Annotated in this window: 9 protein-coding genes and 3 tRNA genes; 10 read left to right on the top strand and 2 right to left on the bottom strand. The window is 68.3% G+C overall.

The genetic code is table 11. The annotated features are described in order from the left end of the window. Window positions 1-161: 161 nt before the first annotated feature. From serA to ACTWQN_RS19005, 4 genes are all read left to right on the top strand, one after another. Entirely contained in the window at window positions 162-1,757 is a 1,596-nt protein-coding gene (serA, locus tag ACTWQN_RS19020; protein ID WP_443204842.1) for a phosphoglycerate dehydrogenase, read from the top strand. Window positions 1,758-2,015: 258 nt separating this feature from the next. Next, window positions 2,016-3,059 (top strand): 3-isopropylmalate dehydrogenase, encoded by a 1,044-nt coding sequence (locus tag ACTWQN_RS19015; RefSeq protein ID WP_443204841.1) that lies wholly within the window; start codon window positions 2,016-2,018, stop codon window positions 3,057-3,059. A 335-nt stretch (window positions 3,060-3,394) separates the two neighbouring features. After that, entirely contained in the window at window positions 3,395-5,044 is a 1,650-nt protein-coding gene (gene cimA / locus ACTWQN_RS19010) for a citramalate synthase (protein ID WP_443204840.1), read from the top strand. 151 nt (window positions 5,045-5,195) lie between these two features. Further along, window positions 5,196-5,981: a fumarylacetoacetate hydrolase family protein gene (locus ACTWQN_RS19005; RefSeq protein ID WP_443204839.1), complete on the top strand. Its 786-nt coding sequence runs from the start codon at window positions 5,196-5,198 to the stop codon at window positions 5,979-5,981. 95 nt (window positions 5,982-6,076) lie between these two features. Here ACTWQN_RS19005 and ACTWQN_RS19000 read toward each other — a convergent pair whose 3' ends face one another. Beyond that, a complete protein-coding gene (locus ACTWQN_RS19000; protein ID WP_443204838.1) occupies window positions 6,077-7,306 on the bottom strand; it encodes an FAD-dependent oxidoreductase in 1,230 nt (409 codons plus the stop codon). Window positions 7,307-7,409: 103 nt separating this feature from the next. Here ACTWQN_RS19000 and gltX point away from each other — a divergent pair, with 103 nt between their 5' ends. The 5 genes from gltX to ACTWQN_RS18975 all read left to right on the top strand — a co-directional run bounded on the left by gltX (window position 7,410) and on the right by ACTWQN_RS18975 (window position 10,635). Then, window positions 7,410-8,900, top strand: a complete 1,491-nt coding sequence (gltX, locus tag ACTWQN_RS18995; protein ID WP_443204837.1) for a glutamate--tRNA ligase — start codon at window positions 7,410-7,412, stop codon at window positions 8,898-8,900. 122 nt (window positions 8,901-9,022) lie between these two features. Continuing rightward, a complete protein-coding gene (locus ACTWQN_RS18990) occupies window positions 9,023-9,799 on the top strand; it encodes an HAD family hydrolase (protein ID WP_443204836.1) in 777 nt (258 codons plus the stop codon). A gap of 176 nt (window positions 9,800-9,975) precedes the next feature. Then, a tRNA-Gln gene (locus ACTWQN_RS18985) sits at window positions 9,976-10,047 on the top strand. A gap of 52 nt (window positions 10,048-10,099) precedes the next feature. Continuing rightward, window positions 10,100-10,172: transfer RNA gene (locus tag ACTWQN_RS18980), tRNA-Glu, on the top strand. Window positions 10,173-10,559: 387 nt separating this feature from the next. Further along, window positions 10,560-10,635 (top strand) — tRNA-Glu (locus ACTWQN_RS18975). Between the two features lie 256 nt (window positions 10,636-10,891). Here ACTWQN_RS18975 and ACTWQN_RS18970 read toward each other — a convergent pair. Further along, window positions 10,892-11,593 (bottom strand): IclR family transcriptional regulator, encoded by a 702-nt coding sequence (locus tag ACTWQN_RS18970; protein ID WP_443204835.1) that lies wholly within the window; start codon window positions 11,591-11,593, stop codon window positions 10,892-10,894. Window positions 11,594-11,682: 89 nt separating this feature from the next. Here ACTWQN_RS18970 and leuC point away from each other — a divergent pair, with 89 nt between their 5' ends. After that, window positions 11,683-13,086: a 3-isopropylmalate dehydratase large subunit gene (gene leuC / locus ACTWQN_RS18965; RefSeq protein WP_443204834.1), complete on the top strand. Its 1,404-nt coding sequence runs from the start codon at window positions 11,683-11,685 to the stop codon at window positions 13,084-13,086. Window positions 13,087-13,160: the final 74 nt, after the last annotated feature.

The following is a 13,160-nucleotide window of genomic DNA, read 5'->3' as shown; positions in this document are numbered from 1 at the left end:
TGCGACAATGCCGAAGAATCGGGTTTAACGGGCGGGTCTGGCCGAATGCGGTGATACGGGCTACACCCTTGTGAACACTTTCTCAATGTCCCGTTAAACTGCGATCCCGTCCGGGCACATCGTCGTGCCGAACAGTGATCTTCGCCAACTGGAGTTCGCCCGTGACCAACGCAAGCCGTCCCGTCGTCCTGATCGCCGAGAAGCTGGCACCCTCCGTGATCGACGCCCTCGGGGACGAGGTCGAGATCCGCAACGTGGACGGCACCGACCGGCCAGCGTTGCTCGACGCCGTCGCCGACGTTGATGCGCTGCTGGTCCGATCCGCCACCAAGGTGGACGCCGAGGTGCTCGCGGCGGCGAAGAAGCTCAAGGTCGTCGCCCGCGCCGGGGTCGGCTTGGACAACGTCGAGGTACCCGCCGCCACCGAGCGCGGCGTGATGGTGGTCAACGCGCCCACCTCCAACATCGTCTCGGCCGCCGAGCACGCCATGGCCCTGCTGCTGGCAGTGGCCCGCAACGTGGCGCAGGCCGACGCGAGCCTCAAGGGCGGCGAGTGGAAGCGCAGCTCCTACACCGGCGTCGAGCTCAACGGCAAGACCGTCGGGGTGGTCGGACTCGGCAAGATCGGCCAGCTGTTCGCCCAGCGCGTCGCCGCCTTCGGCACCAAGCTGATCGCCTACGACCCCTACGTGTCGCCGGGTCGCGCCGCCCAGCTGGGCATCGAGCTGGTCACCCTGGACGAGCTGCTGGCCCGCGCGGACGCGATCTCCATCCACCTGCCCAAGACCGCCGAGACGCTGGGTCTCATCGGTGCCGAGGAGCTGAAGAAGGCCAAGCCGGGCCTGCTGGTCGTCAACGCCGCCCGCGGCGGCCTGATCGACGAGGACGCGCTGGTCGACGCGCTGCGCAACGGCCACATCGGCGGCGCGGGCATCGACGTGTTCAAGACCGAGCCGACCACCGAAAGCCCGCTGTTCGGGCTGTCCAACGTGGTCGTCACCCCGCACCTGGGCGCCTCCACCGCCGAGGCGCAGGACCGCGCGGGCACCGACGTGGCCCGCTCGGTGCGGCTGGCGCTGCGCGGTGACTTCGTGCCGGACGCGGTCAACGTGCAGGGCGGCGCGGTGGGTGAAGAGGTCCGCCCGTACCTGTCGCTGACCCAGAAGCTGGGCCAGTTGCTGGCGGCCCTGCTGGGCAGCACGCCGAGCTCGGTGACCGTCGAGGCCCGCGGCGAACTGGCCGACGAGGACGTCTCGGTGCTGCAGCTGGCGGCGCTGCGCGGGGTGTTCGCCGGTGCCGTGGAGAACCAGGTGACCTTCGTCAACGCGCCGCAGCTGGCCGAGGACCTGGGGGTGCACGTCGAGGTCAAGACCTCTTCGGAGAGCCCGAACCACCGCAGCGTGGTGTCGGTGCGCGCAGGTCTGCCCGACGGCCGCACCGGTGTGGTCTCCGGCGCGCTGTCCGGGCCGAACCAGGTGGAGAAGCTGGTGGAGGTCAACGGCCGCCACTTCGACCTCCGCGCCGAGGGCAACGTGCTGCTGCTGGAGTACCCGGACCGCCCGGGTGTGATGGGCAAGGTCGGTACCCTGCTCGGCGAGGTCGGCGTCAACATCGAGGCGGCCATGGTCAGCCAGACCACGCAGCGCTCGGACGCGATCATGCTGCTGCGGGTGGACCGGCCGGTCGAGCCAGGCGTCCTGGAGCCGATCGGCGCCGCCGTCGGGGCGCGCATCGTGCGCACCGTGAGCTTCGAGTAGGAGCAGCTCGCGCTTACCGCGAGTGGTTGATTCCGAAATATCACTCCGCTCAGTGATACGAGGGCCGTTCCGCCATTTGGGACGGCCCTCGTATCGTGCCTGGGACTAAATGTCCTCTCACCCGTCCGGGTGTCCCACGTTGCGAGACATATCATCCACTTGGTGGGCCCGGCGTGCCGTGACCCACGACCATGCCGGTAGCCTTCGGCTCAACAGTTCGAGCCCCGCAGGTCGGGGTGGTTCTCGGGAGGTGTGTAGATGCGGCTCGCTGTGATCCCCGGCGACGGGATCGGGCCGGAGGTGGTAGCCGAGGCACTCAAGGTCCTCGGTGAGGTTGTGCCGGATACCGAGATCACCCGATACGACCTTGGTGCCGCCCGTTGGCACTCGACCGGGGAACTGTTGCCCGAGTCGGTCCTGGGTGAGCTCCGGCAGCACGACGCCATCCTGCTTGGCGCGGTGGGCGACCCGTCGGTGCCCAGCGGCATCCTGGAGCGCGGGCTGCTGCTGCGGCTGCGCTTCGAGCTCGACCACCACGTGAACCTGCGCCCGGCCCGACTGTACCCGGGTGTGAAGAGCCCGGTGGTCGACCCCGGTGAGATCGACATGGTCGTGGTCCGCGAGGGCACCGAGGGGCCGTACGCGGGCAACGGCGGTCTGCTGCGCAAGGACACCACGCACGAGATCGCGACCGAGGTCAGCATCAACACCGCGTTCGGCGTGGAGCGGGTGGTGCGCGACGCGTTCGCCCGCGCCGCCTCCCGGCCGCGCAAGCACCTGACCCTGGTGCACAAGACCAACGTGCTCACCCACGCCGGGTCGTTGTGGTCGCGCGTGGTCGAAGAGGTCTCGTTGCAGTACCCGGACGTCACGGTGGCCTACCAGCACGTGGACGCGACCATGATCCACATGGTCACCGACCCGAGCCGGTTCGACGTGATCGTGACCGACAACCTCTTCGGCGACATCCTCACCGACTTGGCGGGCGCGGTCACCGGTGGCATCGGACTGGCGGCCAGCGGCAACATCGACGCGACCCGGCGCAACCCCAGCATGTTCGAGCCGGTGCACGGCAGTGCGCCGGACATCGCCGGGCAGGGCGTGGCGGACCCGACCGCCGCGGTGCTGTCGGTGGCGATGCTGCTCGACCACGTCGGTTTGGCCGAGGCCGCCAAGCGGGTCGAGGCATCGGTGGCGTTCGACCTGGCCACCCGCGACCACTCGGCACCGGGCGCCACCTACGCCGTCGGCGACCGGCTAGCGGCGCTGGTCTCCTCCCGCGAGGTAGCCCCGCAGACCTGACCTCAACAGATGCGAAAAGGGCGTCGCCTGTTCGGGCGGCGCCCTTTTTCGCGTTGACCGGCGGTGCGCCCCCGCGTCCGCAGTGGACGGCCCAGCACCGGACGACCCGCCTGGTGCGGTTCGGATCGTGAGAACTCGGGCAGCCGGTGTCGGGATCGCGGTGCGTTGTGGCAGCATGGGGTCGTGGCTTTCCGCAGTGTGATCATTATTGGCGAGCGCGCCGGGTAACGACTCCGCACCCCGGCGCGCTGACCTCTCGCATTCGCGGGGGGTCTTTTTTGTGTCCGCACCGCGCTGCCGCATCCATCCGAGTTCGACGCCGACGGGAGAGACCAGTGACCCGCACCACCCCGGCCGGAACCCCTCTGGACGACGACTTCCACGTCTACGACACGACCCTGCGGGACGGCGCGCAGCGCGAGGGGATTTCCTACTCGGTCACCGACAAGCTCGCGGTGGCCCGCCTGTTGGACTCCTTGGGAGTCGGCTTCATCGAGGGCGGCTGGCCCGGCGCGCTGCCCAAGGACACCGAGTTCTTCCACCGCGCGGCCGACGGCGAACTCGACCTCGACCACGCCGCGCTGGTCGCGTTCGGCGCCACCCGCCGCGCCGGGACCACAGTGGACGCGGATCAACAGGTGCGGGCACTGCTCGATTCCCGGGCCCCGGTGGTGACCTTGGTGGCCAAATCGGACCGTCGGCACATCGAGCGGGCGCTGCGCACCGATGTGGCGGAGAACTGCGCGATGGTGGCCGACACGGTGCGCTACCTGGTCGATGCGGGGCGTCGGGTGTTCCTCGACGCCGAGCACTTCTTCGACGGATACGCCTTCGACCCGGACACCTCGCTGCGGGTGCTGGAAGCGGCCGCGACCGCGGGCGCGGACGTGCTCGTGCTGTGCGACACCAACGGCGGTCAACTACCGCTGAAACTGGCCGAAACCGTCGGCGAAGTCGTTGCCCGCACGGGGTTTCGCATCGGCATCCACTGCCAGGACGACACCGGCTGCGCGGTGGCCAACAGCGTCGCCGCCGTGCAGGCGGGCGCGACGCACGTGCAGTGCACGGCCAACGGCTACGGCGAACGCGCGGGCAACGCGGATCTGTTCGCGGTGCTCGGAAATCTCGCCACGAAACTGGCGATGCCGGTGTTGCCGGAGGGAAAGCTGCGCGAGCTGACCAGGGTTTCGCACGCGCTGGCCGAAATCGCCAACCTCGCCCCGCAGACCCACCAGGCCTACGTGGGGCAGTCCACATTCGCGCACAAAGCGGGGTTGCACGCCAGTGCGATCAAAGTGGACCCCGAGCTCTACAACCACATCGATCCGGCCGTGGTGGGCAACGGAATGCGGGTGCTGGTCACCGAAATGGCCGGGCGGGCCAGTTTGGAGCTCAAGGGCGCCGAACTCGGCCTCGACCTGTCGGGGTCCCCGGCCGCTGTCACCGGTGCGGTGCGCCGGGTGAAGGAGCTGGAGGCCCGCGGCTGGTCCTTCGAAGCCGCCGACGCGTCGCTGGAACTGTTGCTGCGCCGCGAGATGGCCGCGGCCGAGGGCGCCGAGCCGGTCGAGGCGCCGTTCGAGCTGGAGTCGTACCGGGTGGTGCTCGACCACCGATCGACCGACGAGGTGGTCTCCGAGGCGACCGTCAAGGTGCACGTCGCGGGGCAGCGCGTGATCGCCACGGCGGAGGGCAACGGTCCGGTCAACGCGCTCGACGCCGCGCTGCGCAAGGCGCTCGTGCCGCACCTGCCGTGGCTGCGAGCCGTTGAACTGTCCGACTACAAGGTGCGCATCCTCATCGATGCCCCGGGCACCGATGCCGTCACGCGGGTGCTCGTGGAATCCCGCGACGGGGCGGAGGAGTGGACCACGGTTGGTGTGCACGGCAACATCGTCGAAGCCAGCTGGCTGGCGCTCTGCGATGCGCTCGCGTACAAGGCATTGCGCCGCAACGAGGTTGGCGCCGCGGCGGCCCAGGGGGCGTGAGTTCGGGCGCCCGCGTCCCTTTCGTCGCACTGCTGACCAGCCACAACGCCGTTGTCGTCGTCGCCAGCGCTGCGGCGGGCACGCCCGTGTGGTGGTGCTGGGCGCGGGTTAGGCTGATGAGACGGTCCACATTCGAATCCGGAGGTTCGTCTTGCGCTTGGCACGTGTCGCCCACTCCGACGGGGTGTCGTTCGTGGCACTGGAGCCGGATCCGGCCGCACCGCAGGAGAAAGTGCTCGCCGTCGAGATCGACCAGCACCCGTTCGGCGACCCGACGTTCACCGGGCGCAGGTGGCCGATGGCCGATGTTCGGCTGCTCGCCCCGATCCTGCCCACGAAGGTCGTCTGCGTCGGCAAGAACTACGCCGAACACGCCCGTGAGATGGGCGGCGAGCCACCGGAGACCCCGGTGATCTTCATGAAGCCGTCGACCTCGGTCATCGGCCCCAACGCGGCGATCAAACTGCCGCCGAACTCCGAGCGGGTGGACTTCGAGGGCGAGCTGGCGGCGGTCGTGGGGCAGCCGTGCAAGGACGTGCCGGAGGCCCGCGGCACCGAAGTGCTGCTGGGCTACACGATCGCCAACGACGTCACCGCGCGCGACCAGCAGCAGGCCGACGGCCAGTGGACGCGGGCCAAGAGCTACGACACGTTCTGCCCGCTGGGGCCGTGGATCGACACCGCGGCCGACCCGGCGGACCTCGGGATCCGCACCGAACTCGACGGTGAGCTCAAGCAGCAGTCGCGGACCTCGCTGCTGCTGCACGACGTCGCGGCGCTGGTGTCCTGGATTTCGCGGGTGATGACGCTGCTGCCCGGTGATGTGATCCTCACCGGTACCCCGGCGGGCGTGGGCCCGATGAAGCCCGGCCAGAAGGTCTCGGTGTCCATCGACGGTCTCGGCACCCTCACCAATCCGGTCCAGCAGGGGTCGTGAGTGCCGAAGGCGCCGGGTGAGCGGAACTCCCGCCCGGTTTTCCGGGCGAAAGCGCCGCTCATCCGGACACCGATGGGCCCGGACACCGACTGGTGTCAGCGCAGGGCGGTCTTCGGTGGGCGTTCGAGGACCGCGCCGTAGGCGAGGAGGTACGCCGGGATCTTGCGCAGCTGCGGGATGTTCGACATGGCCCGCAGCGGCAGCGGGAGGTGCGCGGTGCTGCCGAAGTCGATCTCACCGCGCAACGCCGGTCCGACCACGTTGTCGTGGATCAGCCGCTGGAAGCGCTGGATGAGCACCGTGGTCGGCCAGCGCCGCCGCTGCACCGCAGCGACGTGCTCGCGCCGCAGCCGCCCGTCGCGCAGCGGCTCGGCCAGGTGCCGGGCGGCGGCCACCGCGTCCTGCACGGCGAGGTTGATGCCGACACCGCCGACCGGCGACATCGCGTGCGCCGCGTCGCCGATGCACAGCAGGCCGGGGACGTGCCACTTGCGCAGCCGGTCCAGCACCACGTGCAGCACCTTCACGTCGTCCCAGCTGCGCACCAGCTCACGTCCGGCCATCCAGGGGAAGTAGCGCACCAGAGCCGCGTTGAACTCCTCGATGGGCCGGTTGCGGCCCTGCGGATCGGTGCCCTTGCCGATGATCGACGCCACCTGGAAGTAGTCGCCCCGGTCCAGCATGACGGTGAAGGCGTGTTCGCGGATCAGGCCGATCCCGCCCGCCGGATCGCCCGCCTGGCGCGGGACCCGGAACCACCGCACGTCCATCGGCGTCGGGAAGTCGCGCAGCCCGAGCTCCGGCATGGTGCGCACGAAGGACTTCCGGCCGTCGCAGGCCACCGTGATGGTGGCTCGCAGTTCGCCGGTCTGGCCGTCGGCGGTGCGGTAGCGCACGCCGTTGACCCGACCGCCTTCCCGGATCAGCTCCGTCGCCTCGGTGTTCATCCGCAGCGTGAACGTGGGTTCCTGCTTGCCCGCGTCGGCCAGCATGTCGAGGAAGTCCCACTGCGGGACCATCGCGATGTAGTTGTACTTGACGTTCAGCGACGCGAAGTCGCTGAAGGTGAACAGTTCCCCGGCGGGGCCGATGGGCAGCTGCAACCTGTTCAGGTGCCGCTGCGGCAGTTCGGCGAACTGCTCGGCCAGGCCGAGGTCGTCGAGCAGTCGCAGGGTGGTCGGGTGCACGGTGTCGCCGCGGAAGTCGCGCAGGAAGTCGTTGTGCTTCTCCAGCACGGTCACCTCGACGCCGGACCGGGCCAGCAGCAGCCCCAGCACCATCCCCGCCGGTCCGCCGCCGACGATGCAGCAGGTCGTTCGCTCCATCGCGATCGCCTCCAGTTTTTCAACGACTGTTGAATAACGTTAGGATGCCTTCTCCGGACGCGCTCGTCAACCGCTGACAGCGGGTGGCTAGGCTGAATGTGTTATGAGCACGCCAGAAGCCACCGCCGCCGCCAAGCCCGTTCGAGCCCGGTTCTCCCCCTCGCCGACCGGCATCCCGCACGTCGGCCTGATCCGAACCGCCCTCTACAACTGGGCCTTCGCCCGGCACAACAAGGGCACCCTGGTGTTCCGCATCGAGGACACCGACGCAAGCCGGGACAGCGAAGAGTCCTACCAGGCGCTGCTCGACGCGCTGCGCTGGCTCGGCCTCGACTGGGACGAAGGCCCCGAAGTAGGCGGCCCCTACGGTCCCTACCGGCAGAGCGAACGGCGCGACACCTACGCCGACATCGCCAGTCGACTGCTGGCCGCAGGCGAGCTCTACGAGTCCTACTCCAGCCCGGAAGAAGTCGAAGCCCGGCACAAAGCCGCCGGCCGCGACCCCAAGCTCGGCTACGACAACCACGACCGCGAGCTCACCGACGAGCAGGTGGCCGCCTACCGCGCCGAAGGCCGCAACGCCGTGCTGCGGCTGCGGATGCCCGACCGCGACATCACCTTCACCGACCTGGTGCGCGGCGAGATCACCTTCCCCACCGGCAGCATCCCCGACCCGGTCCTGGTGCGCGGCAACGGCGACCCGCTCTACACCCTGACCAACCCGGTCGACGACGCGCTCATGCGCATCAGCCACGTGCTGCGCGGCGAAGACCTGCTGTCCTCCACACCACGCCAGATCGCCCTCTACGAGGCGCTGCAACGCATCGGCGTCACCGACTTCACCCCCGAATTCGGCCACCTGCCGTTCGTGATGGGGGAGGGCAACAAGAAGCTCTCCAAGCGCGACCCGCAATCCAACCTGTTCCACCATCGCGACCGGGGTTTCCTGCCCGAAGGACTTCTGAACTACCTGGCGCTGCTCGGCTGGTCCATCTCCGAAGACCGCGACGTGTTCAGCCTCGACGAGATGGTCGAAGCCTTCGAAATCAGCCGGGTCAGCTCCAACCCGGCGCGCTTCGACCAGAAGAAAGCCGACGCCATCAACTCCGCGCACCTGCGCGCCCTCGCACCCGACGACTTCGTCGACCGAGTCGTGCCCTACCTCGTCGCGGGCGGCGCGCTCCCGGCCGAACCGACCGAAGCGCAGCTCGCCATCGTGCGCGCCGCCGCACCGCTGGTGCAGGAACGGCTGATCGTGCTCTCCGACGCGGTCGGCATGATGCGCTTCCTGTTCGTCAGCGGCGACTTCGAGCCCGAACCCGACGCCGCGCAGAAAGCCCTCGGGGACGACGCCAAACCAGTCCTCGAAGCCGCCATCAACGCCCTCGACGCACTGCCCGACTGGACCGCGGCGGGCATCGAGCAGGCCCTCAAGGACTCCGTCGTCGACGGCCTCGGCATCAAACCCCGCAAAGCCTTCGCGCCGGTGCGGGTCGCGGTCACCGGCCGCACCGTGTCGCCGCCGCTGTACGAGTCGATGGAACTCCTCGGCCGCGCCGTCTCGCTGCGGCGCCTGCGCAACGCACTCGGCTGAGCCCCGCGTTCGAGAGCGCCGAAGCACCTTGGAGCCCGCTTCCGCGCTCACGACCGATCAGGTCGCCAGGATCACCGTCTTGGCCGAGTCGGACGCGATGGGTGAGCGCCTAGCCTCGCGGAGTGACATCGGCGCCTGAAGCATCAACCACCCACGAACTCGGACAGATCAAGGCCGTCTGCCTCGACATCGACGACACCTTGCTCGACGGCGGCAGAGCGTCGCGACACGCCCTTCGCGAACTCGTCGGCAGCGACCGGGCCTGGCCAGTGTGGCAGCGCACCACAGACCAGCACTACGCGCGGTACGTCACCAACGAGATCGACTTCGACGTCATGTGCGTCGAACGCACCCGCGCGTTCTTCGCCGCCTTCGGCGAAGAAATCGACCACGTCGAAGCCGCCCGCCGCGAAACCCTGCGGATGGCCGCCATGCAACGCGCCTGGGGACTGTACGACGACGCCCGGCCATGCCTGGACTGGCTGCGCGCCAGCGGCCTGCGGCTCGCCGTCATCACCAACGCGCCAAGCGCCTACCAACGCAAGAAGATCGCCGCCGTCGGACTCGCCGACGCCTTCGACGCGATGATCATCTCCGCCGAGATCGGCGTCGCCAAACCAGACCCGCGCATCTTCCACACCGCCTGCCACGCACTCGGCCTGCGACCGGACGAAGTCGTGCACGTCGGCGACAAACTCGACGTCGACGCACACGGCGCCACCCAAGCCGGGCTGCACGGCGTCTGGCTCAACCGCACCGGGACCGAACCCCCAGCCGCAGGCGTGCCCACCATCACAAACCTCTTCGAACTGCCCGAACTGCTCGTCACCGACCTGCCCGCCATACCCGCCCGCGCCCCGGCCACCAGCCAACCCCGCATCGCCGAACTCGTCCGCTGAAAAACCGGCTTCCGGGCCCGCAGCCGCCGCCACCTGCGACGATCCCCCACCAAGGGGGGCGAATTTCCAGCCCCCGACGGATGGTCTAATATTCTCAGCGACGCGGCGGACAGCAGCCCCGAAGCCGGACTTCTCACTGAGGAGATCGGAAAACGGCAGCTGGCCGTCCAACACCATGGGGTATGGTGTAATTGGCAGCACGACTGATTCTGGTTCAGTTAGTCTAGGTTCGAGTCCTGGTACCCCAGCGAGCAGATCACCGAGAAGAAGTCGAACACTCAAGTGATCGCTCAACAACGAGGTCCCGTCGTCTAGTGGCCTAGGACGCCGCCCTCTCAAGGCGGTAGCGCGGGTTCAAATCCCGTCGGGACTACAAGAGTGGGAGAGCCCTATCTACGGAATGCGTAGATAGGGCTCTTTTCGTCATTTCATTGGGGGGCCGAGCCCCCCAAGCCCCCCACGGTGCGGTGGTCGCCCCCGGATTTGCTCCTTGCGTTTCGGGCGTTCCCGGCCTGGTTCTGGACTAGCGCTTCTGCGACGGAACTGGTTTCTCGACCGTTCCCACTGGTTTCTCGACCGTTCCCATGGTGGCGGGTGGTGGCGCACGGTCTTGGTTGGTGTGGGTGGTGGTTGGACCTTTGGCTTTGGGGGTGTGGTTGGTCGGCGCTTCGCGCCGGGTGGGGGTTGGTTTGGTCTTTGGTTGGTGTGGGGTGGTGTGTTTGGTGGTTGTGGGGGTGTTGTAGGGTTGTCGCTGTTGCTCGGTCCCGTCGTCTAGTGGCCTAGGACGCCGCCCTCTCAAGGCGGTAGCGCGGGTTCAAATCCCGTCGGGACTACCAGCAGAGCCCTCCTCGCACTGGTTGCGGGGAGGGCTCTTTTTGTTGTCTTGCCGTCGGCGCTGCGCGCCGTGGGGTTGTGCGGGTGCTGGTGGGTTGTGGCGCTGTGCGCCTGTGGGGGTTTGGTGGCGCTTCGCGCCTGTGGTTGGTGGTTGTGTTGGGGGTGGGTGTTTGGGGTTGGTCGGCGCTTTGCGCCGTGTTTTGGGGTGTTGTTCTGGTTTGGTTGTTGGGTTTGGTTGTTGGTTGGGTTGTTTTGGGGTTATAGGCGGTTTTGTAGGGCTTCTGCTGCTGCTAGTAGGTCTGCTGCCCAGCGGGCTCCTGGGCGGCGGCCCATTCGGTCTATGGGGCCTGAGACTGATATTGCTGCTACTACGTTGCCTTGGGTGTCTTTGACTGGGGCTGAGACGCTGGCTACGCCGGATTCCCTTTCGGCTACGCTTTGGGCCCAGCCTCTTCTTTGGACTTCTATTAGGGTTCTTTCGCCGAAGACTGCTTCGGCTAGGACTGCTCTTTGGGTTGCTGGGTCTGACCAGGCTGCTAGGACTTTGGCGCCGGAGCCTGCTGTCATGGAGAGGGCGGTGCCTACTGGGACTGTGTCGCGCAGGCCGCTTGGGGGTTCTGCGGTTGCTATGCACAGGCGTTGCATTCCGTCCCTTCGGTAGAGTTGGACGCTTTCGCCTGTGATGTCCCGGAGTTTGGGCAGTACCGTTGCTGCTGCTTCCAGGAGGGGGTCTACTGCTCCGCCGGCCAGTTCTGCCAGGGCTGCGCCTGGGCGCCAGCGTCCGTCCGAGCCCCTTCGCAGGAGGCGGTGGACTTCCAGGCCTACTGCCAGGCGGTGCGCCGTTGCTCTTGGCAGGCCTGTTCGGCTGCACAACTCTGCGAGGCCGCAAGGCTCGATGGCGACGGCCTGCAGGACGGCCACCGCCTTGTCCAGTACTCCGATGCCGCTATGCTGTCCCACGTACCGATACTAACTTCCCGGCATCTGGGAAGTCCACTCTGTGGGAGAGGCCCGGTCTCGGGTCTCGGCAGGCTCGACTGGGAGCAGCGATGGGAAAAACACTCGCGGAGAAGGTTTGGGACGCGCACATCGTGCGCCGTGGTGAGGGGCACGAGCCCGACCTGCTCTACATCGATCTCCACCTGGTGCACGAGGTCACCAGTCCGCAGGCCTTCGAAGGGTTGCGGCTGGCCGGTCGACCGGTGCGCCGCCCCGATCTGACGTTGGCCACCGAGGACCACAACGTGCCCACCACCGGGATCGATCTGCCGATCGCCGACCCGGTGTCGCGGACCCAGGTCGACACCTTGCGGAAGAACTGCGAGGAATTCGGCATCCGGTTGCACCCGATGGGCGACACCGAGCAGGGCATCGTGCACGTGGTCGGGCCGCAGCTCGGGCTGACGCAGCCGGGCACCACCGTGGTGTGCGGGGACAGCCATACGTCGACGCACGGTGCGTTCGGCGCGTTGGCCTTCGGCATCGGCACTTCCGAGGTCGAGCACGTGCTGGCCACCCAGACGTTGCCGCTGAAGCCGTTCAAGACCATGGCCATCAACATCGAGGGTCGGCTGCGGCCGGGAGTGACCAGCAAAGACGTGATCTTGGCCGTGATCGCCAAGATCGGTACCGGCGGCGGGCAGGGCTACGTGCTGGAGTACCGCGGCGAAGCGGTCCGCGAACTGTCCGTGGAAGCCCGCATGACGATCTGCAACATGTCGATCGAGGCGGGTGCGCGGGCTGGCATGATCGCCCCGGACGAAACGACTTTCGCCTACCTGAAGGGGCGGCCGCACGCTCCCGAGGGTGCGGACTGGGACGCCGCCGTCGAGTACTGGCAGACGCTGCGCACCGACGACGACGCCACTTTCGACGCAACAGTCACGCTGAACGCCGACGAACTGACCCCGTTCGTCACCTGGGGCACCAACCCCGGGCAGGGCCTGCCGCTGGGCGAGCGGATTCCGGACCCGGAGCGGATCGTCGACGAGGGCGAGCGGATCGCCGCCGAGAAGGCGTTGGCGTACATGGGCTTGACACCCGGCACGCCGCTGCGCGAGGTGCCCGTGGACACCGTGTTCCTCGGCTCCTGCACCAACGGCCGGATCGAGGATCTGCGCGCCGCCGCCGAGGTCCTCAAGGGGCACAAGGTCGCCGCGGACGTGCGGATGCTGGTGGTGCCCGGGTCGATGAAGGTCCGCGCTCAGGCGGAGTCCGAGGGGCTGCACGACGTTTTCACCGCCGCTGGCGCGGAATGGCGTTCGGCCGGTTGTTCGATGTGCCTGGGCATGAACCCGGATCAGCTCGCGCCGGGCGAGCGCAGCGCGTCGACCTCCAACCGCAACTTCGAGGGCAGGCAAGGCAAGGGCGGCCGAACCCACCTGGTTTCGCCGCTGGTGGCCGCCGCCACCGCGGTGCGCGGCACCCTGTCCTCGCCCGACGACCTCGACTGACCCGACGGCTCGGCCCGTCGTGCGCGGCGGTGCGGGCGGGAGCCGCCCGGACGCCGCGAGGCGGGCCACCAGTC

The organism is Saccharopolyspora antiqui, from assembly GCF_052246905.1.
Classification (GTDB): Bacteria; Actinomycetota; Actinomycetes; order Mycobacteriales; family Pseudonocardiaceae; genus Saccharopolyspora.
The sequence above is the reverse complement of the archived record's forward strand: the minus strand, read 5'-3'. Positions and strand labels throughout refer to the sequence as shown.